Source organism: Streptomyces boluensis, from assembly GCF_009908195.1.
Classification (GTDB): Bacteria; Actinomycetota; Actinomycetes; order Streptomycetales; family Streptomycetaceae; genus Streptomyces; species Streptomyces boluensis.
Genome location: NZ_JAAAHS010000106.1, coordinates 1 through 20979 on the forward strand (window position 1 = coordinate 1; position 20979 = coordinate 20979).

Here is a 20979-nt window from a genome sequence, read left to right on the forward strand (position 1 = left end):
CCCCAGAGCAGGGGGGACCCCCATCCGCGAACCCACCCACCCAAAGGGTTCTCACGTTGTCCGACAACGCCGCCTCCTATGAGGCCTTCTTCGCCCTGCACCACGGTCTCCCCCGGCAGGGCCCCGGCTCCGACGCCACCACCCGGCACCTCCTCTCCCTCGTGGGCCCGCTGCCCGCGCGCCCCCGCGTCCTCGACCTGGGCTGCGGCCCCGGCCGGGCCGCGCTGCTGCTCGCCGCCGAGGCGGGCGCCGAGGTGACCGCGGTCGACCTGCACCAGCCGTTCCTCGACGAACTCGACGCCGCCGCGGCCGCGCGCGGGCTCGGCGACCGCGTCACCACCGTCAACGCCGACATGGGCGCACTTGACCTGCCCGACGGGTCGTACGACCTGGTGTGGGCGGAGAGTTCGGCCTACAGCATCGGCTTCGACACCGCGCTGCGCTCCTGGCGGCGGCTGCTCGCGCCGGGCGGCACCCTTGTCCTCACCGAGTGCGAGTGGACCACCGCCGAACCGTCAGCGGCGGCACGCGCCTTCTGGGACCGGCACTACACCCTGCGCACCACCGAGGCGAACCGCTCGGCCGCGGTGGCCGCCGGGTACACCGTGCTCGGCGTGCACCCGCAGCCCGAGTCGGACTGGGACGCGTACTACGGTCCGCTCGGCGAGCGGGCCGACGCCGCGGACCCGGGTGCCCCCGGTATGGCCGGTGCGCTCGCCGCCACCCGCGAGGAGATCCGGGTACGAGCCGAGCACGGCGACGAGTACGGGTACACCGGGTACGTGCTGCGGCCGTCCCGCTGGCGGGTGCGTCCGGATGCGGACGCGGACATCGCCGCTGTGCACGCGGTGAACGCCGCGGCCTTCCCCACCGAGGACGAGGCCGGTCTCGTGGACGCGCTGCGGGCCGATCCGGGCGCCTGGATCGACGCGTTGTCGTACGTCGCCGAGGCCCCGGACGGGACCGTCGCGGCGTACGCGCTGCTCACCCGCTGCAGGGTCGGCGGTGCCGCGGCGCTGTGTCTGGCGCCGGTCGCGACGGCGCCGGAGCATCAGCGTTCCGGCGCGGGCACGGCCGTCGTCGAGGCGGTGCTCGACGCGGCACGCGCGCGGGGGGTGGAGCGGCTCGTGGTGGTGCTCGGACACCCCGAGTACTACCCGAGGTTCGGCTTCACGCCGGCTTCCGGTTTCGGGGTCAGGGCCGGATTCGACGTGCCGGACGAGGCGTTGATGGCGCTGGTGCTCGACGGTCCGGGTGAGGTGCCGCGCGGCACGATCGACTACCCGCCGGCGTTCGGCGTCTGAGGTGCGGCCGGGCTCCGTACGGGAGCCCGGCCCACGTCGTACCCGGTCCCGGCGCGCTCAATCCAACTCCGGTACGAGGACATGCGGAGCACGGGAAGTGCCGAATGCGCCGGATTAGTACGGCAGACTTGGGGGGTCGAAGACCGAAGCGAAGGATGGTTATGCCGATCACACAAGGCGCCGCGGCGAACTCCACGAACGGCTCCGCCGCAGAGATCCTGCTCGAACTGGTCGACGAGGACGGCAACACCATCGGCACCGCCGAGAAGCTCTCCGCGCACCAGGCCCCCGGCAGACTTCACCGGGCGTTCTCCGTGTTCCTCTTCGACGAGCGGGGCCGCCTCCTGATCCAGCGCCGGGCCCTCGGCAAGTACCACTCCCCCGGCGTGTGGTCCAACACCTGCTGCGGGCACCCGTACCCCGGCGAGTCCCCCTTCGCGGCGGCCGCGCGGCGTACGTACGAGGAGTTGGGGGTGTCGCCTTCGCTGCTCGCCGAGGCGGGGACGGTGCGGTACAACCACCCGGACCCCGAATCGGGCCTGGTGGAGCAGGAGTTCAACCATCTCTTCGTCGGGATGGCGCAGTCGCCGGTGCGGCCCGACCCGGAGGAGGTCGCCGAGACCGCCTTCGTGACCCCCGACGAGCTGGCCGTGCGCCACGACCAAGTGCCGTTCTCCGCCTGGTTCATGACGGTGCTTCAGGCCGCGCGCCCGGCGATCAGGGAACTGACGGGACCGGCCGCCGACTGGTAGGCCGCTCGCTCCTGGGCCCTGTCTTCGAACTCCGCACGCCGGGAGTCCGAAGGCAGGGCCTACGTCTTTCGGCTGCTACAGCGGGCCGATGGGCTTCAGCGGGAGTGCCGCCCAGATGATCTTGCCGCCGGAGGCGGTGTGTTCGGCGTCGCAGGCGCCGCCCGCCTCCTTGGTGATCTCCCGGACGAGCAGCAGACCGCGTCCGCCGGTCTGGCTCTCCTCGGCCACGAGCGCGGTGGGCCGGTAGGGGTGGTTGTCCTCGACGGAGACCCGGACCCATTCGGCGCCCACCGCCACCTCGACCGCGATCATCGGGGAGAGCAGGGCCGCGTGCCGTACGGAGTTGGTGACCAGCTCCGACACGATGAGCAGCAGCCCGTCGACGATGTCGTCGGCGGCCGGGACCCCCTGCCGCGCAAGCAGGTCGCGCACCGCGCGCCGGGCCTGCGGTACCGAGGCGTCGACCGCGGGTGCGGTGAACCGCCAGACTCCTTCGTACGGCAGCGGTCCGGCCGATGTCGGGTCGGCTGCCGCGGTGCCGTGGTCGCCCATCGTCCGGTCCCTGCCCTCACGCTCGATTGTCGCCACACGTCGAGTTTGGGAAGGTTCAGACCCGTACTACCGAAGTGATCAGAACTCGTCACCTATTCGATGACTTCTGATCGCGCGCGTATGCCAGAGTCAGTTGGGCGACTGATCTTGCGCGTCTTCTGCTGTCTTCCCGTGCTCCTCGGCGTTACCCGGAGTCACGGTGTCGGTGACGAGGCCGACGATGCGGCGTCCGCCGAGGCCCATCGCGATGAGCCCGAGCCCGTCGAAGAGGAGCGCGAGCGAGAAGAACGTGCCGATGACGTAGAGGCTGCTGCCCGGCCACTCGGCGAGTACGAGCACACCCAACAGCACGCCGAACGCGCCCTGCACGAGGGTCAGACCGAACTGCGGGCCGCGCACCACCACACTGCCCACCAGGCGGAACACACCGCCGGCGAGGAAGAGAAGCGCGGCGAACATGGTGAGCGCCTCCGCGGTGCCCTCCGGGTGCCGGATGACGACCACCCCGGCGGCGATGTTGAGCGCGGCGACGACCACGCCGAGCCAGAAGACGCTGCTGGTGCGGAGCTGCACCGACTGCAGGAGGCCGACCAGGCCGCCGATGAGGAGCAGCCAGCCGAAGAGGAGCATCGAGGTGAGGGTGGCGACACCTACGTAGACCAGACCCACCAGGCCGCCGATGACCAGGATCGCGCCGAGGAAGGCGAGCACGCCCAGGCCGCGCCTGAGCTTCTTGCTCTCGGCCTCGGGGGTGGTGGTGGGGGTGGTGTCCTTGACCATCGCGCGCCTCCTCGGACCGGATTCCCCGCCCCGTTCCCGCCTCGTTCCCGCATCGGCTCGCGGCTGCCGCCCCCGTCTGATCGTACGTTCGCACGGTACGGATAGCATCCGGCGCATGGCGCACACCGAGCTCACCGGACCGCGGCTGCGGCACACGGTCGTCGACTCCGTCGCGACCGTCGTCATCGACCACCCCGCGAAGCGGAACGCGATGACCACCGACATGTGGGGCGCGCTGCCGCCGCTCCTCGACGGGCTCGCGGCCGATCCGGCGGTGCGCGTCCTGGTGCTGACCGGGGCGGGCCCGACGTTCTGCGCCGGTGCGGACATCTCCGGGCTTCGCGCCTCCTCGCAGGAGGCGCAGGGGCTCGCGGTGGCCGCCGAGGACGCCCTCGCGGCCTTCCCCAAGCCGACCCTCGCGGCGGTACGGGGCTACTGCGTGGGCGGCGGCTGCCAGTTGGCGGCCGCCTGCGACCTGCGCTTCGTCGAGGAGGGCGCGTCCTTCGGGATCACCCCGGCGAAGCTGGGCATCGTGTACGCGGCCTCGTCGACCCGGCGCCTGGTGGAGCTTGTGGGACCGGCGACCGCCAAGTACCTGTTGTTCTCGGGTGAGTTGATCGATACGGCGCGGGCGCTGCGGACCGGTCTGGTGGACGAGGTGCTCGCGCCGGGCGAACTGGACAAGCGGGTCGGCGAGTTCGCGCGGGTGCTCGCGTCCCGCTCGCAGCTCACCCAGGCGGCGGCCAAGGAGTTCGCCGCCGGGCGGGACGATCGCGCGGAGCACTGGGCCGAGCAGGCGCGCGGCAGCGGCGACACCGCCGAGGGGGTCGCCGCCTTCCTGGAGCGCAGGGCGCCGCGGTTCGAGTGGAACGTCGGCCCGGCCGCGGGGCATCAGGACTGAGCGGCGCCGCCGTTCCTGAAGAACTCGACGAGCTCGGCCGGGGCCTTCTCCGGTGAGCCCGCGTCGTACGGCGGCTGCGGGTCGTACTCGATCATCAGCTGGATGCCCTGGGCGTACTGGTCGCCCGCGATCTTCCCGGCGAGGGTCAGGCCCATGTCGATGCCGGACGAGACACCGGCGGCGGTGACGTACTTGCCGTCGAACACCACCCGCTCCCCCGTCGGTTCGACGCCGAACTCCTTGACGGTGTCCAGGGAGAGCCAGTGCGAGGTGGCCCGGCGGCCCTTGAGGAGACCGGCCTTGGCGAGCAGCAGCGCGCCCGTGCAGACCGAGGTGGTCCAGGTGCTGGTGGCGTCGGCGGCGCGCAGCCAGTCGAGCACCACCGGGTTGGCCATCTGTCGCTCGACGTTCTCCGGCGGGCCGCCCGGTACGACCACGATGTCGGGGCGGGTCACCTCGGCGAGGGTCTTGTGCGGGGTGACGGTGAGGGTGCCGTTGTCGTCGGTGAGCGGTCCCGCCTGCTCGGCGACGAACGACAACTCGGCCTCCGGCAGCGGGTTCAGGGTCTGGTACGGGCCGATGGCGTCGAGGGCGGTGAAGCCTTCGTAGAGCAGGATCGCGATCTGCATGGGGGTTCCTTCGGTGGCGTGCGGTTCTTCTGCGGTGGGTGCGGCTACTTGGAGTGGCGGGTGTGGGCGCGGAACTCGGTGACCAGGTCGGCGGGGGCCTTGTCCGGTGAGCCCGCGTCGTACGGCGGTTGCGGGTCGTACTCCATGAGCAACTGGACGCGCTGCGCGGTGCGGTCGTCGGTGAGCCTGCCGAGGAGCGCCAGGCCCATGTCGATGCCGGACGAGACACCGGCCGCGGTGACGTACTTGCCGTCGAAGACCACCCGCTCCCCGGTGGCCTTCGCGCCGAGCCCGGTGAGTGCGTCGAGGGCCAGCCAGTGCGAGGTGGCGCGGCGGCCGTCGAGCAGTCCGGCCTTGGCGAGCAGCAGCGCGCCCGTGCAGACCGAGGTGGTCCAGGTGCTGCCGGTGTCGGCGGCGCGCAGCCAGTCGAGCAGCACCGGGTTGGCCATCTGCGGGGTCTGGCCGGGGCCGCCGGGGACCACGACGACATCGGGGCGCGGCACTTCGGCGAGGGTGCGGTCGGCGGTGAGCGCGAGGCTCGCGTTGTCGTTGCGCACCGGTCCGGTGTGCTCGGCGACGAAGAACGTCTCGGCGCCCGGGGTCCGGCTGAGCACCTCGTAGGGGCCCACCGCGTCCAGGGCGGTGAACTGGTCGAAGAGGACGATGGCGATCTGCATCAAGTGCCTTTCCGTACAGGGTGGTTCGGGGTGGTCAGTGGGCGGGGTCCGGTCCGTGGGCGGCCGTGCGGAAGCGGCGGCGGTACTCGGCCGGGCCCGTGCCCAGGTGTTTGACGAAGACCCGGCGCATCGCCTCGGGCGTGCCGTAGCCGCAGCTGCGGGAGACCTCCTCGACGCCGTCGACGCTGTCCTCCAGGAGCCGCCGGGCGTGTTCGAGCCGGACCCGCTCGACGTACCGGCCGGGCGTCGTGCCGGTCTCGGTCTGGAAGGCGCGCGCGAAGTGCCGGGGCGAGAGCCGGGCGCGGCCCGCGAGCGCCTCGACGGACAGATCGGCGGCGGGGTGCTCACTGATCCACTGCTGGACCTCGCGCAGCGGTGCGCGCTGGGCGGTCTGGGCGGCCAGTTGGGCGCTGAACTGCGCCTGGTTGCCCGGCCTGCGCAGGAACACCACGAGGTGCCGGGCGACGGTCAGCGCCACGTCCCGGCCCAGGTCCTCCTCGACCAGGGCAAGCGCCAGGTCGATGCCCGCGGTGACACCCGCCGAGGTGGCGACATGGCCGTCGCGTACGTAGATCCGGTCGGCGTCGACCCGCACCTCGGGGTGGTCGCGGGCGAGCTGGTCGCAGAACATCCAGTGCGTGGTGGCCCGGCGCCCGTCGAGCAGCCCGGCCTCCGCGAGCAGCAGGGCGCCCGTGCAGACAGAGACCAACCGCTCGGTGTGCGGGGCGAGTTCACGCAGCCGGTCGACCAGGCGGGTGTCGGCGCCGCGGGTGCCGTGGCCGCCCGGCACGAGCAGGGTGTGCGGCGCGACGGTGTCGTCCAGGGCGCCGTCGGGGACGAGGGTCAACCCGCTGGAGGTGCGCACCGGGGCGCCGTCGAGGGAGGCGGTACGGACGCGGTAGCCGGCACGTTCGCGCGCGGCGTGGGTCGCGCCCGTGAAGACCTCCACGGGGCCGGTCACGTCGAGGCTCTGGACCTCGTCGAAGAGGACCACGAGCAGGTCCCTGCCGGTACCGGAGCCGGTGCGCTGGGGCGTCATGCGGTCGATTCTTCTGCGGTACGGCAATGGCCGCAATGACGAGGACCCCACCTTTCCTGCCATCCGCGCCCCGCTCTACCCGCCGTACCAACCAGTCGGTAGCGTGCCGTCATGACCTCTCTGCCCGCACGTGCCGGACGCCGCTGTCACAACGTCATCAACCCGCTGCACTCCACCGTCTACTTCTCCCCCGACTTCACGGCCGAGCTGGCCGCCATCGGCATCGAGGACGCCAGTGCCGCCTACTTCGCCGGGCGGGCCGCGGCCTTCGGCCGGGTCGGCCCCGGGGTCGTCGCGGCGAGCTTCTACAACTTCAACTACGAGAGCGTCGCCAAGGCCCTGCCCGCCGTCTGGGACATCGCCTCGCCCGAGGACGTGCTCGCGGCACGCGCGCGTGCGGCTGATTCCACGCTGCGCCGCCTCCTCGGCGACGAGGCGCTGTCCTCCGACGCGATGGCGGAGGCGGCCCGGCTCGCGCTGCGCGCCACCGAGGGCTGCACCCGGCACGCCCGGCCGCTGTACGCCGCGCACGCCGACCTGCCCGTGCCGTCCGAGCCGCACCTCGCCTACTGGCACGCCGCGACGCTCCTTCGCGAACACCGGGGCGACGCCCACCTCGCGGTGCTCCTGGACGCGGGGCTCGACCCGGTCGAGGCGCTGGTCAGCCACACCGCGACCGGCAAGGGCATGGCACGGAAGTGGATCCTCGGCACGCGCGGCTGGACCCAGGAGGACTGGGACGCGGCCACCGATCGGCTGCGGGAGCGCGGCCTTGTCGACGCGGACGGCGAGCTGACCGAGGCCGGTGTCACGCTGCGCAAGGACCTGGAGCTCGCCACGGACCGCCTGGACGCCGCCCCGTACGAGCACCTGGGCGCGGACGGCGTGGAGCGGCTCACCGAGCTTGCGACGGGCTTCGTCTCGACGGCGCTCGCCAACGGTGCGTTCCCCGCGGGGCTGCTCGGCAAGGGGTGAGGCAGCACGGAGCACGCGCGCGTGGTGGGGGTTTTCCCGCCGCGGTGTGTGGTGGTGCCGGTGCGTGCTTGTGCCGGTACGTGTGCGTGCTGGTGCGCGTGTGCTGGTGCGTGTGCGTGCCGGTGGGGCGGTGCGTGTGTCGGTTCCCGTCCGTTCCTCGGTGTCTCGCCGGGGGCCGGGCGGGTTCCGCTTTTCCGGGGGTGCGCGACGCGCCGGGCGCACCCTGTCTGACCGGGAAAGCGAGCCCCGCGTACGGCCTCCGGGGGCGCACCCGATCCCGGACTGTCACCGCCACCTGCCACAATGCGACCCGGCAAGGCGAGGCCCGGCAGGATCCGGCAGCACGCGGCGCCACGCAGTAATGCTCAGCAAGACCAGCGAGAAGGCGGTAGGGGAATCGTGACCACAGGGGCGACACCGACACCCGTCGTAGGGTCCGTCGAGGGCAGGATCGCCGAGGAGCTCGGCGTACGGGAACGACAGGTGAGGGCGGCCGTCGAACTGCTCGACGGCGGTTCGACCGTGCCCTTCATCGCCCGCTACCGCAAGGAAGCGACCGAGATGCTCGACGACGCGCAACTGCGCACGCTCGAGGAACGGCTGCGCTACCTGCGCGAGTTGGAGGAGCGGCGCGCCGCGATCCTCGACTCGGTCCGTGAACAGGGCAAGCTGACCGACGAGCTTGAGGCGCGGATCCGTGGCGCCGAGACCAAGGCGCGCCTGGAGGACATCTACCTGCCGTTCAAGCCGAAGCGCCGCACCAAGGCGCAGATCGCCCGCGAGGCGGGGCTCGAACCGCTCGCGGACGGCCTGCTCGGTGACCCTTCGGTGGAACCGGCCGCCGCGGCCGCCGCGTTCGTGGACGCCGACAAGGGCGTCGCCGACGCGCAGGCCGCGCTCGACGGCGCGCGATCGATCCTGACCGAGCGTTTCGGTGAGGACGCCGACCTGATCGGTGAGTTGCGCGAGCGGATGTGGACGCGCGGGCGGCTCGCGGCGAAGGTGCGCGAGGGCAAGGAGACCGAGGGCGCCAAGTTCGCGGACTACTTCGACTTCGCGGAGCCGTTCACCGACCTGCCCTCGCACCGCGTCCTGGCCATGCTGCGCGGCGAGAAGGAGGAGGTGCTCGACCTCGTCCTCGAACCCGAGGGCCCCGACGAGACCACCGCGAGCCCCGCGCCGGGCGCCACCTCCTCGTACGAGCCGATCGTCGCGAGCCGGTTCGGGATCGCCGACCGTGGCCGGCCCGGCGACAAGTGGCTGCGGGACACGGTGCGTTGGGCCTGGCGGACCCGGATCCTGGTGCACCTCGGCATCGACCTGCGGCTGCGGCTCCGTACCGCCGCCGAGGACGAGGCGGTCAAGGTGTTCGCGGCGAACCTGCGGGACCTGCTGCTCGCCGCGCCCGCGGGTACGCGCGCGACGCTCGGCCTCGACCCGGGCTTCCGTACCGGTGTGAAGGTCGCCGTGGTCGACGCCACCGGCAAGGTCGTCGCGATCGACACGATCCACCCGCACGTGCCGGCCAACAAGTGGGACGAGTCCATCGCCCGGCTCGCGAAGCTCGCCGCGGAGCACTCCGTCGACCTGGTCGCCATCGGCAACGGCACGGCGTCCCGCGAGACCGACAAGCTCGCCGGTGAACTCATCGACAGGCACCCGGAGTTGAAGCTCACCAAGGTGATGGTCTCCGAGGCGGGCGCGTCCGTGTACTCGGCGTCGGCCTTCGCCTCGCAGGAGCTGCCCGACCTGGACGTGTCGATCCGCGGCGCGGTGTCGATCGCCCGTCGGCTGCAGGACCCGCTGGCCGAACTCGTCAAGATCGACCCGAAGTCCATCGGTGTCGGGCAGTACCAGCACGACCTGTCCGAGGTGAAGCTGTCGCGCTCCCTGGACGCGGTGGTCGAGGACTGTGTGAACGGCGTCGGGGTGGACGTGAACACCGCGTCCGCGCCGCTGCTCGCCCGGGTCTCCGGCATCAGCTCGGGCCTCGCGGAGAACATCGTGGCGCACCGCGACTCCAACGGGCCGTTCAAGAACCGCAAGGGCCTCAAGGACGTGGCGCGGCTCGGCCCGAAGGCGTACGAGCAGTGCGCGGGCTTCCTCCGGATCCGTGGCGGCGACGACCCGCTGGACTCCTCGTCCGTGCACCCCGAGGCGTACCCGGTGGTGCGGCGGATGGTGAAGTCGACGGGTGGCGAGGTCGGTTCGCTGCTCGGGAACTCCGGCGCGCTGCGTGCCCTGAAGCCCGCCGAGTTCGTGGACGACACGTTCGGCCTGCCGACGGTCACCGACATTCTGCGGGAGCTGGAGAAGCCGGGGCGCGACCCGCGGCCCGCGTTCAAGACGGCCACCTTCAAGGACGGCGTCGAGAAGATCGGGGACCTCGCCTCGGGCATGGTGCTCGAAGGGGTCGTGACGAATGTGGCGGCGTTCGGCGCGTTCGTCGACGTCGGCGTGCACCAGGACGGGCTCGTGCATGTGTCGGCGATGTCCCGGACGTTCGTCAAGGACCCGCGGGACGTGGTGAAGCCGGGCGACATCGTGAAGGTGAAGGTGCTCGACATCGACATCCCGCGCAAGCGGATCTCGTTGACGCTGCGCCTTGACGACGAGGCGAACTCCGGTGCCGGTGGCGGGAGTTCGTCCGCTCCCGCCGAGGCGGGTCAGCGCCGTGAGCGTGGTGGCCGCGGTGGTCAGGGTGGTCAGGGTGGCCGTCCGCCGCAGCAGCGTGGCGGCGGTGCGGGTGGTGGCCGTGACCGGCGTGGGGGCGGTGGCTCCGGCGGCGGCGGTGGTCGTCCGGCGGCGGCGCCCGCGAACAGTGCGATGGCGGATGCGCTGCGGAAGGCCGGTCTGGTCGACGAGGCGGCCAAGCGGCGACGGTAGCGGTCCCTCTCCCCGCGCGGCCTGCGTGCCGTTGGGGGGAGACAAGCGGCGGCGCCGCCCCCAGGTTGCTCGGGGACGGCGCCGTCGTCTGTGCGGTGCGGTGTGGTGCGGGTCAGCGGGAGTCGGCCGGTGTACCGGAGTCGCTGCCCGTGCCCGTGGTGGTGCTGGGCTCCGGGTCGGCGGGGCCGATCCTGAGCTCGAAGTCACCGTCGTACTTCTCGTGGCCCGCGATCACGGCCATCTCGACGGCTTCCTCGCCCTTCTCGCCGCGCACGATCAGCGGGTCGCTGCGCAGGTCGCGCATGAGCGCCCAGCACATGCCGACCATGACCACCGCGAACGGGGCCGCGACGAGGATGGTGAGGTTCTTCAGGCCCGTGAGGGCATCGTCGCCACCGCCGCCGATGAGCAGCATGACGGCCGCGACGGCTCCGGTGACGACACCCCAGAAGATGACCACGAACTTGGTGGGTTCGAAGGTGCCCTTCTGCGACAGGGTGCCCATCACGATGGACGCCGCGTCGGCGCCGGAGACGAAGAAGATGGCCACCAGGATCATCACGAGCAGGCTCATGACGGTGGCGAGCGGGTACTCGGCCAGGACGCCGAAAAGCTGGCCCTCGACCGAGAGGTCCGCGCTGAGACGGCCGTGCTCACGCAGCTGCATGGCCGTACCGCCGAAGATCGCGAACCAGATGAGGCTCACGGTGCTCGGCACGAGGATGACGCCGCCGATGAACTGGCGGATGGTGCGGCCGCGGCTGATGCGGGCGATGAACATGCCCACGAAGGGCGTCCAGGAGATCCACCAGGCCCAGTAGAAGACCGTGTTGCCGCCGAGCCAGGTGGCGATGTCCACCTCGCTGCCCGCATCACTGGACGCTTCCGTGCGCCCGGCCATCTGCGTCAGGTCACCGAGGAACGAGGCGACCGAGGTCGGCACCAGGTCGAGGACGAGCACCGTCGGGCCCACCACGAAGATGAAGACCGCGAGGATGCCGGCGAGCACCATGTTGATGTTGGACAGCCACTGGATGCCCTTCTCCACACCGGACACCGCGGACGCCACGAAGGCGACCGTGAGGACGGCGATGATGGAGACGAGGACAGCGGTGCTGACCTTGCTGGCCCAGTCGAGTTCCCGCATACCGTTGGCGATCTGCAGGGCGCCGAGGCCGAGCGAGGCCGCGGAGCCGAACAGCGTCGCGAAGATGGCGAGGATGTCGATGGCCCGGCCGAAGCTGCCGTTGGCGTTCCTCTCACCGATCAGCGGCGTGAAGACGGCGCTGATGGTCTGCCGCCTGCGCCGCCGGAAACAGCTGTACGCGATGGCGAGACCGGCCACCGCGTAGATCGCCCAGGGGTGCAGCGTCCAGTGGAAGAGTGTCGTCGCCATCGACACCTCCATCTTGGCGCCCGCGTCGGCGGGAGAGGTGCCGGGCGGCGGCGAGCCATAGTGCGTGAGCGGCTCGCTCACGCCGTAGAACATCAGGCCGATACCCATACCGGCGCTGAACATCATGGCGATCCAGGACACCGTACGGAACTCCGGATCCTCGCCCTCCGCGCCGAGGGTGATCTTCCCGTAGCGGCTGATCGCAAGCCACAGCGCGAAGACCACGAAGCCCGAGGCGGCGAGCACGAAGGCCCAACCGCCGTTGTGGATGAGCCCGTTGAGCATGCTCGTGGAGACGCTCTCCAGCGTGTCCGTGGAGACCGCCCCCCAGACCACGAACGCGAGCGTGAGGACGGCGGTGACGCCGAACACCACGCGGTCGGTCTGGGGCGGCTGTCCCTCGTACGGGCTGTCAGGCATCTCCACCTGCCCGCCCGGAGGGTCCCCCCGGTCAGCCGTCTTGTTCACATCATGTGTCACTGGCACACCCTTCGCGGTACGTAATTAGTCACCGCTACCCCTTACCACAGGAGCTGGTTCTATTACTGCTCAACAGCCCTCGACCGGGCGCGCCTTGATGAGGTGATAGGCCGCGCGTTCGTCCAGGAGCAGCGGAACGAGTGCGCGCAGCGACTGCCGTACGGGGACGAAGGCCCCGTCATCGGCGGTTTCCACCTTGATTCCGTGCAGGCGCAGCTCATCGCCGACCTCGCGGTACTGCGCGGCGTCGAGGGCGTAGCCGCAGGGCGGGTCCTGGAGGGTCTCGGACGGTTCGGCCGGGTCGTTGTCGGCGCCGCCGGTGTAGACCGGGCCACGGTCGGCGAGACCGGCCGTACGGGCGGCGGTGGTGGCCGCGGCGAGCTGCCCGGAGCGCTCACGCGTGTAGCCGAACAGGCCGCCGAGCGCGTCGAGTTGGGACGTCACGCGGCGCCGGTTGTTGAACGCCTCGTCGGCCTTCTCCTGCTCGGTGAGGGCGTCCACACGGCTCTCGATCAGCAGGCCCACCGCGTGCTTGAGGCCGGAGGCGTTGCGCAGGATGCGCTCCTGTCCGTCGCCCGCGGTCTGCTTGATCGGCTCGCCGGTGACGGGGTCGGTCCAGATGCCGTACGTGCCGGTGGAGTGGCCGTGGTCCTGGGCCGCGGGCCTGACGTACTGGCCGGAGAGTGTCTGGGCCTCGCGGTGCACGTCGGGCGCGGTGTTGAGGTTGCGCGGCCAGAGGTCGAACAGGTCCTTGTCGTAGTACGGCGGGGTGGCGCCGTACTCGTGCAGGTCGTAGATGACGTCGGGGCGCTCGTCGCGGACGACTTGGGCCATGGCGCGGCCCTCGGCGGTCTTGAGGGCGATGTGGTCGCGGTTGATGTCGACGCCGTCGGAGTTGCCGCGGGTGTCGGCGGCGCGGCCGTCGGGGTTGGCGGTGGGCACGACGAGGATCTCGGTGGTGCTGAGGAGCCGGCGGGTGGCGTCGTCCTTCGCGGCGGCGAGGTCGCGCACGGTGGAGAGGCAGGCCTCGCGCCCGGAGGGTTCGTCGCCGTGCTGACTGCAGATCAGCAGCGCGGTGTTGGTGGTGCGGTGGCCGCCGCCGATGCGGACCAGCTGTACGGGGCGGTTCTGCTTGGTGGTGCCGATGCGGTCGATGCTGACGTTGTCGTGGGCGCGGTCGACGGCGCCGAGGAACTCCTGCTCCTCGGGCTGTGTCGTCCAGCGGGCGCCGTCGCTGGCCTCGAATCCGGTACGGAGCGGGGTGCCGTCGGCGGTGCCTGCGGCGGTGTCGGCGGCGTTGGCCGGGAGGGCGAGCAGGGGTGCGGCGAGCACGGTGGCGGCGGCCATGACGAGGATGCGGACGCGGGGTCTCACGGGGTGTGCCTCCCTGGGGTGGTGACGGGTGCTCAGTGCGTGCTGGTGGCGTCCGGGACGCGCTGAGCGGTGGGCTCGCGGTTCAGGCCTTCGTAGCGGCTCTCGCGCGGTGCGGTGAGCTGCGGCGCGCCGTCGGTCGCGGCCGCGAAGGCCCGGGTGCCGCCGACGAGGGGCAACCGCGCGTGGGTGCGGGCGAGGTCGAGGGTGAGCTTCGGGGTGGCGGCGGGCGGTTCGATCAGGCCCGCGTCGGTGCCCGCGACGATCAGGGCGAGCCGGTGGCCCTTCGGTACGACATGGTCGGCGGCGGCGATGTCGACGGTGATCGTGTGCGGCTTGCCCGGGGTGAGCGGGCGGCCCTTGTCCGGGTCGGCGTACGTACCGAGGTCGGCCCAGCCGCGGGCGAAGACGGTGAGGTCGACGTCGGCGGTGTCGGCGCTGGTCTCCCGGTAGCAGGGACTGTCGCCGGGGCGTTCCGCACCCCAACAGGTGCGTTCGGTAAGGGTGTTGATGCCTTCACCGTCGGCCGTGTAGTCGCGGATGGTGTCGGGGCCGAGGTCGACGAGGACCGCGGAGAGGTGGGCGCTCGTGGCGTTCGGGGTCGCGGTGACGGTGATCTGCGAGGAGCCGGAGAGCCGCAGGTCGGCGCTGAGCGGCCGGGTGACGAACGAGGCCTTGTCGGGTGTCGACCTGTCCACCTCGGCGGCCCAGTCGGCCTCGCCGCGCTTCGGGTTGTCGGTGAAGGTCTCCCGGTCGCCGGCCGGTGCGGGCCGCGCGCCGAGGGTGCCGACTCCGGCCTGGTCGCCCTTGCCGGGGTGCAGCCGTACGGCGTCGGTGCCCTGCGGCGGCCACTGCTTGTCGGTGGTCCAGCGGTCGGGGGCGCGCTCGATGTCGGCCATGGGCTCGTCGTCGATGCCGTTGTCGTAGCCGAGGAGTTCATGGTCGAACCAGCGGTGCAGAGTGCGCACCCAGTCCTCGCGGCGGAAATCGAAGGGGTCGACGTGCCCGGTCTGGCTGAGCCAGATCTTCCGCTCGACCCCGGCCGCGCCGAGGGCGTCCCACCACTGGCCGAAGTGCTTGGCCCGCACGTTCAGGTCCTGCATCCCGTGCACGAGGAAGACGCTGGCCTTCACCTTGTCGGCGTCGGGCACGTGGTCCCGCTCGTCCCACAGCGGGGTCCGGTCGCCGCTGCGGGGCGCCCCGTCGACGAGTCGCTGCTGCACGGCGGCGCAGCGGGTGCGCGCCTCGGGGCTCTCCACGTAGTCCGAGAGCCCGTCGGGGCCCGAGTCGTAGAGCGGCGCGCCCTGCTGGAAGTAGTAGTCGTACCAGGAGGAGATCGCGCCGATCGGGACGATGGTCTTCAGGCCCTCGACGCCGGTGGCGGCTACGCCGTTGGCCACGGTGCCGTCGTAGCTCTTGCCGATCATGCCGGTGGCGCCGGTGGTCCAGTCGGCCTCGGCACGGTCGCCGCCGGTGCGGGCGGTGTAGCCGCGGGCGCGGCCGTTCAGCCAGTCGACGACGGCCTTGGCGGACTGCACGTCGGAGCGGCCGCCGACATCGACACAGCCGTCGGAGCGGCTGGTTCCGGCGAGGTCGACGGCGACGAAGGCGTAGCCGCGCGGGACGAAGTAGTTGTCGTAGTACAGCGGGAACTGGACGACGTCGCCGTTCGCGTCGTACGTCTTCTTCTGGCTCTCGTTGCCGCGGCCGCAGCACTGGTAGTACGGACTCGCGTCCATGATCACGGGGATCTTGCGGCCCTGCTCGGCGGGTTCGCGCGGGCGGATGATGTCGGCGGCGACGCGGTCGGTCCTGCCGTCCCCGTCGCCGTCGATCCGGGTGTCGACCCAGACCGATTCGCGGATCGCGTCGGCGTACGAGTGGACGGGCTTGCTCTCCTCGCCGCCGGGGCCGTCGGCGTACGCCGGGGAGAGCGGCACGAGCAGCGCCGCGAGAAGCGCCCCCACGGTCGACAGCACGAGCAACAGCACACGCATCAGGTGAAGATCCCGCACACGTATCGGCATGTGCCGGAACGTACCTGGGTCAACTCCCGTGCAACAGAGGGCAGTAGAGGACTTCGTGGGACGCGATGTCAGGCGTGTAGGACGAAGTGGCACATGTCGACTGGATGGCGGTCATGTGACAAAGGAGGCCATGGACATGACCGGGACGTGAGCGACTGAATAGGCTCCGAGCCGTACGGGCGACCGCACACCCAGCGGGCCGCCCGGCACCAACCGGCGTTCCCCACCTACGACTTGGAGCTTCCGTGCACCGCAGACTGATCGTCCCCGGCGCGTTCGTGGCCACCCTGATGCTGGCGATCCCGGCGTCGGCCGCCGACTACACACCGGGCGCACCGGGCATCGGCGACGCCTACTACCCGGCGAGCGGCAACGGCGGATACGACGTCTCGCACTACGACCTGCGCCTCAAGTACCAGCCGAAGACCGACCTCATCGAGGGCACGGCGACGATCCTCGCCACCGCGAAGCAGGACCTGTCGCGGTTCAACCTGGACTTCGGCCTCGACATCAGCGAGGTCCTGGTCAACGGCAAGAAGGCGCGGGTCTCGTTCTCCGGCGACCAGGAGGTGGAGATCACCCCGGCGACGCCGCTGCCCGAGGGCAGCGCGATCACGGTCGTCGTGCGGTACGCGGGCAAGCCCTCCGAGCTTGAGATCAACGGCTACACGGCCTGGCACCGCACGCCCGACGGCGGTGTCGCGGCGCAGGAGCCGGACTCGGCGGTGTGGTGGTTCCCGTCCAACGACCACCCGCTGGACAAGGCGACGTACGACGTGTCGGTGCAGGTCCCCAACGGCACGCAGGCGATCAGCAACGGCGTGCTGCAGGGCACTCGGCCGGTGGGCTCCGACTGGACGCGCTACAGCTGGCGTTCGGACAAGCCGCAGGCCTCGTACCTGGCGACGCTCGCGGTCGGCAAGTTCGACATCACCACCGACAAGACGGCGAGCGGGCTGCCGGTCCTGAACGCGTACAGCAAGGACCTCGGCGCGAACGACGGCGCCGCGCGGGCCAGCATCGAGCGCACCGGTGAGGTCGCCGGCTGGCTGGAGGAGGTCTTCGGCCCGTACCCGTTCAACGCGCTCGGCGGCTATGTCCCCAACGTGACCAGCGGGTACGCCCTGGAGACCCAGACCCGGCCGTTCTACAGCCCGAAGCAGTTCGCGAACGGCTCCAACGTCTCTGTGGTCGTACACGAGTTGGCGCACCAGTGGTACGGCGACAGCGTCTCGGTCGACGGCTGGAAGGACATCTGGGTCAACGAGGGCTTCGCCCGGTACAGCCAGTGGCTCTGGTCCGAGAAGGAGGGCGAGGGCACGGCCCAGGAGCTCGCGGACTACGTCTACGCCTCGCACCCGGCGGACGACGAGTTCTGGACGGTGAAGCCGGGCGACCCGGGCCCGGACAAGCAGTTCGACCTGGCCGTGTACGACCGGGGCGCGCTGGCGCTGCAGGCGCTGCGCAACGAGATCGGCGACAAGTCGTTCTTCAAGATCCTCAAGGGCTGGCCGACCGAGCACGCCTACGGCAACGCGAAGGTCTCCGACTTCGTGAAGTACGCGGAGCGGGAGTCCGGCAAGCCGCTGGCCGCCCTCTTCGACACCTGGCTGTACGAGACCGCGAAGCCGGGGGCACCGGCGGCGGCGGGGGTTGGCGTGGCCCGTACGCAGGCGGAGCGGCCGGCGTCGTGGAAGAAGATCGCGGCGACGAACACGATCCACGACCACGGTCACTGAGTTGTTGAGCTATTGAGCTGGTGAGTTGTTGAGGGGGTGGCGTGCCCGAAGGCGCGCCACCCCCAAAGGTGTTCAGGCCGAGGCGGTCTTCGCCGGGCCCGCGACGATCGGCTCCCCCACGATCCGGCTCGCCAACTCCGAGGCCAGGTCGGCGACATGGGTGCGCAGTTCGGCCTCCGCCGCGGCGCGTTCGGACTCGACGGTGGCCTGACCGGAAGCGAGCAGCTCGGCGCGTTCTCGCAGGCCCTCATCGCGGGCCTCGACGATCAGGGCGGTGCCCTCCTCGACCGCGCTCTGCCGGGTACGGGCCGCCTCGTGCCGGGCCTCCGCGAGCAGCTGTTCTCGCTCCGCGCGCAGCGCTTCGACGTGGAACATGAGATCGCCCGTGAGCCGCTCGTCCATGAGGTCGGCGCGTTCGGCCTGGACCTTGGCGATACGGGGCACGAGCACCAGGCGGAAGAGGGCGAAGACCGCGGCGAAGGCGATGAGGCCCACGAGCAGATCCTCGACCAACGGGTTCAACGGCCCGATTTTCAGGCCGAGTTCCTCCGGAATCAGGTACATGCCGACGGCCTACCCAGCATCCGGCGAAGTCGAACACGCATGCGCGCGTGACGCCGGACACGTTCCGGCGAAGACGCTCTCCCGCCGGACAGACTGCGTCACTCCCAGGGCTACCTGGAGGTAACTTCGCCTGGTTGGATATGGCGCGACCCGTCCCCCACCGACCACGGAGTCCCCATGCCCCAGCTTTCGCTACGTCGCGTCTGCGGCACCGCTCTCGCGCTCGCGCTCGCGGGCGGCACGCTCGCCACGGCCGCCTCGACCGCCACCGCGACCGAGCCGCGGCCCGCCGCCGCGGAGTCCCCGCGGAACGTCAAGGTGCTGACGTACAACGCGTTCTTGATGAGCAAGAACCTCTACCCGAACTGGGGCCAGGACCACCGCGCCGCCGAGATCACCAAGGCCCCGTTCTTCCAGGGCCAGGACGTGGTCGTCCTGCAGGAGGCCTTCGACAACTCCTCGTCGGACGCGCTGAAGCAGCAGGCCGCGGCCGCGTATCCGCACCAGACGCCGGTGGTGGGCCGGAGCAAGGACGGCTGGGACGCGACGGGCGGCAACTACTCGGCCACCACACCCGAGGACGGCGGCGTGACGCTGCTCAGCAAGTGGCCGATCCTGCGCAAGGAGCAGTACGTCTTCCCGGACGCCTGCGGCTCCGACTGGTACTCCAACAAGGGCTTCCTGTACGCCGTCCTGGACGTCGACGGGCAGAAGGTGCACGTCGTGGGCACCCACACCCAGTCGACCGATCCGGGCTGCGGCGACGGCGAGGCGGTGGCCACCCGCAGCACGCAGTTCAAGGCGATCGACGCTTTCCTCGACGCGAAGAACATCCCGGCCGGTGAGCAGGTCATGGTGGCGGGCGACCTCAACGTCGACTCGCACGGCGAGGAGTACGCGGCGATGCTCCGCGACGGGGGCCTGGACGGGGCCGCGTCCCGCACCGGGCACACGTACTCCTTCGACACGGAGGAGAACACCATCGCCAAGGACCGCTACCCGGACGACCCGCGCGAGGACCTCGACTACGTCCTGCACCGCACCGGCCACGCCCGCCCCGACGGCTGGAACAACGACGTCGTCAAGGAGCAGAGCGCACCCTGGACGGTGTCGAGCTGGGGCAAGGAGTACACGTACACGAACCTCTCCGACCACTACCCGGTGACCGCTTCGGGGAAGTGACGGCCGGACACGACGGCGGCGCCGCACCCAGGACGTGGAGTTCCGGGTGCGGCGCCGCCGCGGTGCTGCCGTGAAGCGCGGGCTACTTGATGCCCAGCTCCTCGTAGCTCTGGTCCAGCTCGTTCTGCGCGACCCGCTTGCGGACCACGAACCAGCCGCCGACCAGAGCGGCCGCGATGACCGGGATCAGGTACAGGGTGCGCCGGCCGATCTCCGGGTCCTGCCACATCAGGGCGAGCACGGAGAGCAGGAAGACGATCGTGACGATCTCCGTGACCGGGCTGCCCGGGAGGCGGAACTTCGGGCGTTCGAGCAGGCCCTGCTTGGCCCGGCGGACGAACGCCAGGTGGCAGACCATGATCGTCACCCAGGTGGTGATGATGCCGATCGAGGCGACGTTCAGAACGATCTCGAAGGCCTTCTCGGGCATCAGGAAGTTCAGGCCGACACCGAGGACGCACACCGCGGAGGTGAGCAGGATGCCGCCGTACGGCACCTTGGAGCGGTTCATCTTGGCCGTGAACTTGGGGGCCGAGCCCGCCATCGCCATCGAGCGCAGGATGCGGCCGGTGGAGTACAGGCCGGAGTTGAGGGACGACATCGCGGCCGTGAGGACGACCAGGTTCATCACGTCGCCCGCCGCCGGCACGCCGATCTTGGAGAGCACGGTGACGAAGGGGCTCTCGTCGCCCGAGTACATCGAACCGGGCATCAGCAGCGCCAGGAGCACGACCGAGCCGACGTAGAAGAGGCCGACGCGCCACATGATCGAGTTCACCGCGCGCGGCACGATCTTCTGCGGCTCGGCGGTCTCACCCGCGGCGACACCGACGAGTTCGAGGGACGCGTACGCGAAGACGACGCCCTGCATCACGATGACCACGGGCATGATGCCCTCGGGGAACCAGCCGCCGTTGGACGTGATCACGTGCAGGCCGGGGGTCTCGCCGCCGACCGGGTGCTGGGTGACGAGCAGGAAGATGCCGATCAGCATGAACGCGACAAGCGCCGCGACCTTCACGATGGAGAACCAGAACTCCATCTCGCCGAATATCTTCACCGAGATCAGGTTGACCGCGAGCACAATCGCGAGGGCGATCAGCGCGAGCACCCACTGCGGGATGTCGGTGAAGAAGCTCCAGTAGTGCGTGTACATCGCGATGGCGGTGATGTCCGCGATGCCGGTGGTCGACCAGTTGAGGAAGTACGCCCAGCCGGCGACGAAGGCACCCTTCTCACCGAGGAACTCACGCGCGTACGACACGAAGGAACCGGAGGAGGGCCGGTAGACGACGAGCTCGCCGAGCGCCCGGACGACGAAGAAGGCGAAGACACCGCAGACGAGGTACGCGAGCGCCAGGCCCGGTCCCGCCGAGTTGAGGCGTCCTCCCGCGCCCAGGAAGAGGCCGGTGCCGATCGCGCCACCGATCGCGATCATGTTGATGTGGCGGGCCTTGAGGTCCTTGCTGTAACCGGCGTCGCCCGCATCCGCGGGCGTCTGGGCGGCATCTGTGCGGGATGCGGCCGCTGCCGTCGTGACGGCGTCCTTGCTCACGGGTGGATCTGCTCTCTCGAGGGGATGTGCGGTCGGCCCGCACCACCCTGACCGGGGCGCGAACCAACGGCACACCTTCACCCGGAGTTCCCGGATTATGCGGTGGCGCACGTCACATAGCGGCCTATCTCACATGCTGGTCACTGCGCGGGGGTGGGGTGGGGGTGCGG

Annotated in this window: 17 protein-coding genes; 7 read left to right on the forward strand and 10 right to left on the reverse strand. The window is 70.9% G+C overall.

All coding sequences use genetic code 11. The features are described 5' to 3' along the window. Nucleotides 1-56 precede the first annotated feature (56 nt). Nucleotides 57-1304: a bifunctional class I SAM-dependent methyltransferase/N-acetyltransferase gene (locus tag GUY60_RS15835; protein ID WP_161698225.1), complete on the forward strand. Its 1248-nt coding sequence runs from the start codon at nucleotides 57-59 to the stop codon at nucleotides 1302-1304. A 161-nt stretch (nucleotides 1305-1465) separates the two neighbouring features. Next, nucleotides 1466-2056 carry an isopentenyl-diphosphate Delta-isomerase gene (idi, locus tag GUY60_RS15840; RefSeq protein ID WP_161698227.1) on the forward strand — a complete coding sequence of 197 codons (591 nt, stop codon included), beginning with the start codon at nucleotides 1466-1468 and terminating at the stop codon, nucleotides 2054-2056. Nucleotides 2057-2131: 75 nt separating this feature from the next. Here the strand turns inward: idi and GUY60_RS15845 are convergent, their stop codons facing one another. Continuing rightward, nucleotides 2132-2644, reverse strand: a complete 513-nt coding sequence (locus tag GUY60_RS15845; RefSeq protein WP_376771239.1) for an ATP-binding protein — start codon at nucleotides 2642-2644, stop codon at nucleotides 2132-2134. Between the two features lie 93 nt (nucleotides 2645-2737). Then, nucleotides 2738-3388, reverse strand: a complete 651-nt coding sequence (locus GUY60_RS15850) for an HdeD family acid-resistance protein (protein ID WP_161698229.1) — start codon at nucleotides 3386-3388, stop codon at nucleotides 2738-2740. A gap of 115 nt (nucleotides 3389-3503) precedes the next feature. Between GUY60_RS15850 and GUY60_RS15855 the strand changes: the two genes are divergently transcribed. After that, nucleotides 3504-4289 (forward strand): enoyl-CoA hydratase/isomerase family protein, encoded by a 786-nt coding sequence (locus tag GUY60_RS15855; RefSeq protein ID WP_161698231.1) that lies wholly within the window; start codon nucleotides 3504-3506, stop codon nucleotides 4287-4289. Here the strand turns inward: GUY60_RS15855 and GUY60_RS15860 are convergent. From GUY60_RS15860 to GUY60_RS15870, 3 genes are read right to left on the reverse strand one after another with little or no spacing between them, the layout of a single operon-like run. Then, entirely contained in the window at nucleotides 4280-4918 is a 639-nt protein-coding gene (locus GUY60_RS15860; RefSeq protein WP_161698234.1) for a DJ-1/PfpI family protein, read from the reverse strand. The two genes, GUY60_RS15855 and GUY60_RS15860, sit on opposite strands and share 10 nt — an antisense overlap. A 44-nt stretch (nucleotides 4919-4962) precedes the next feature. Further along, nucleotides 4963-5595, reverse strand: a complete 633-nt coding sequence (locus tag GUY60_RS15865; protein WP_161698237.1) for a DJ-1/PfpI family protein — start codon at nucleotides 5593-5595, stop codon at nucleotides 4963-4965. Nucleotides 5596-5629: 34 nt separating this feature from the next. After that, on the reverse strand, nucleotides 5630-6634 hold the full coding sequence (locus GUY60_RS15870) for a GlxA family transcriptional regulator (RefSeq protein WP_161698239.1): 1005 nt from the start codon (nucleotides 6632-6634) through the stop codon (nucleotides 5630-5632). 111 nt (nucleotides 6635-6745) lie between these two features. Here GUY60_RS15870 and GUY60_RS15875 point away from each other — a divergent pair, with 111 nt between their 5' ends. Together GUY60_RS15875 and GUY60_RS15880 are read left to right on the forward strand one after the other, a co-directional pair. After that, nucleotides 6746-7609 (forward strand): SCO6745 family protein, encoded by an 864-nt coding sequence (locus GUY60_RS15875; RefSeq protein WP_161698242.1) that lies wholly within the window; start codon nucleotides 6746-6748, stop codon nucleotides 7607-7609. Between the two features lie 399 nt (nucleotides 7610-8008). Continuing rightward, nucleotides 8009-10495, forward strand: coding sequence for a Tex family protein (locus tag GUY60_RS15880; RefSeq protein ID WP_312866319.1), 2487 nt, complete (start codon nucleotides 8009-8011; stop codon nucleotides 10493-10495). A gap of 112 nt (nucleotides 10496-10607) precedes the next feature. On the opposite strand, the gene GUY60_RS15885 is transcribed toward GUY60_RS15880, so the two are convergent. The 3 genes from GUY60_RS15885 to GUY60_RS15895 form a co-directional block, all read right to left on the reverse strand. Then, nucleotides 10608-12311, reverse strand: a complete 1704-nt coding sequence (locus tag GUY60_RS15885; RefSeq protein ID WP_161698246.1) for a BCCT family transporter — start codon at nucleotides 12309-12311, stop codon at nucleotides 10608-10610. Nucleotides 12312-12440: 129 nt separating this feature from the next. Next, complete coding sequence (locus GUY60_RS15890; protein ID WP_161698263.1) at nucleotides 12441-13718, reverse strand: M14 family metallopeptidase; 1278 nt, start codon at nucleotides 13716-13718, stop codon at nucleotides 12441-12443. Nucleotides 13719-13777: 59 nt separating this feature from the next. Next, nucleotides 13778-15769, reverse strand: a complete 1992-nt coding sequence (locus GUY60_RS15895; protein WP_161698248.1) for a Xaa-Pro dipeptidyl-peptidase — start codon at nucleotides 15767-15769, stop codon at nucleotides 13778-13780. Nucleotides 15770-16014: 245 nt separating this feature from the next. Here GUY60_RS15895 and GUY60_RS15900 point away from each other — a divergent pair, with 245 nt between their 5' ends. Next, a complete protein-coding gene (locus tag GUY60_RS15900) occupies nucleotides 16015-17508 on the forward strand; it encodes a M1 family metallopeptidase (RefSeq protein ID WP_161698251.1) in 1494 nt (497 codons plus the stop codon). Nucleotides 17509-17580: 72 nt separating this feature from the next. On the opposite strand, the gene GUY60_RS15905 is transcribed toward GUY60_RS15900, so the two are convergent. Then, entirely contained in the window at nucleotides 17581-18072 is a 492-nt protein-coding gene (locus tag GUY60_RS15905) for a F0F1 ATP synthase subunit B family protein (protein ID WP_161698253.1), read from the reverse strand. A gap of 177 nt (nucleotides 18073-18249) precedes the next feature. Here GUY60_RS15905 and sph point away from each other — a divergent pair, with 177 nt between their 5' ends. Beyond that, on the forward strand, nucleotides 18250-19254 hold the full coding sequence (gene sph, locus GUY60_RS15910; RefSeq protein WP_161698256.1) for a sphingomyelin phosphodiesterase: 1005 nt from the start codon (nucleotides 18250-18252) through the stop codon (nucleotides 19252-19254). Nucleotides 19255-19336: 82 nt separating this feature from the next. Here the strand turns inward: sph and GUY60_RS15915 are convergent, their stop codons facing one another. After that, complete coding sequence (locus tag GUY60_RS15915) at nucleotides 19337-20809, reverse strand: amino acid permease (RefSeq protein ID WP_161698258.1); 1473 nt, start codon at nucleotides 20807-20809, stop codon at nucleotides 19337-19339. Nucleotides 20810-20979 lie beyond the last annotated feature (170 nt).